1 protein-coding gene is annotated in these 1206 nt (G+C 46.4%); it reads left to right on the forward strand.

From position 1 onward, the window contains the following. Nucleotides 1–77: 77 nt before the first annotated feature. Nucleotides 78–1189, forward strand: a protein-coding gene (locus AC55NX_RS20695; RefSeq protein ID WP_496997448.1) for an IS3 family transposase whose coding sequence is annotated in 2 segments (ribosomal slippage) — nucleotides 78–330 and nucleotides 330–1189 — 1113 coding nt in all. Because the reading frame shifts where the segments join, the coding sequence is not laid out codon by codon here. The last annotated feature ends 17 nt before the right edge of the window (nucleotides 1190–1206 follow it).

Consider the following 1206-nt stretch of genomic DNA (forward strand, 5'->3'; position numbering starts at 1 on the left):
GTGTAACCCTCCCCGAAAAAATGGACGCTGGAAAATAGGGATTTTCCGTTTACACTGAAATAAACGGAGAGTGCATGATGAAAAAATCACGCTATACAGAAACGCAAATCGTCAAGATCCTGAAGGAAGTCGAAGCCGGCAGGAAAGTCAATGAAGTGTGCCGCGAATACGGGATCTCTGATGCAACCTACTATAACTGGAAATCGAAGTACGGTGGCATGGAAGCCTCTGATGTGAAACGGCTAAAAGAGCTTGAGGATGAGAACCGAAAGCTCAAACAGATGTTTGCTGATCTCAGTCTTGAGCATCGTATCGTCAAAGATATTTTGGAAAAAAAGCTGTAAAGCCAGCGGTTAAACGAGCGCTCGTTGAGTATGTGCGCTCACAGTTTCAGGTTAGCCTCAGGATGGCCTGCCGCGCAGTTGGCATCAGTGATTCCGTGTATCGATACCAGCCAACCCCGCATCGGGATGATGAGGTCGTTGCCAAGTTACAAGAGGCCGTAGAACGTTATCCAGCCTACGGTTTTGGTAAGTTGTTTAAGGTGCTCAGACGGTGGGGACATCCATGGAATCATAAACGAGTTTACCGTGTGTACTGTGCTCTCAAACTGAACATGAGACGTAAGGGAAAAAAGCGGTTACCGAAGCGTGAGCCTGCTCCACTTGCGAGCCCAGAGAGGATCAACTGCTGTTGGTCTATCGATTTCATGAGCGATTCATTGGTTTGTGGCAGACGTTTTCGTACCTTTAACGTGGTCGATGATTTCAATCGGGAAGTCTTGGCGATAGAAGTGGACTTAAACCTGCCGACCCCGAGAGTTATTCGTGTGCTGGAGCGGATTATTGCTTGGCGAGGTATGCCGGGCAAATTGAGGATGGATAACGGGCCAGAGTTTATTTCAACCGCGCTGTGTGACTGGGCAGAAAATAACAAGGTGGAACTGGAATTTATTCGACCGGGTAAGCCAACAGAAAATTCTTATATTGAGCGTTTTAATCGAACCTACCGAACGGAAATTCTGGATATGTATGTTTTTAAAACGCTGAATGAAGTCCGGGATTTGACAGAAAACTGGATGAGGGAATACAACGAAGAAAGGCCACATGACTCACTGAATGATCTCACTCCTTGGGAGTATTTGGAAAGACACGACAGCAGGAAAAACTCTAACTTATCGTGCCATTAAAACTGGGATGGTTACAA

This window comes from Vibrio rubrogenes (genome assembly GCF_059641415.1).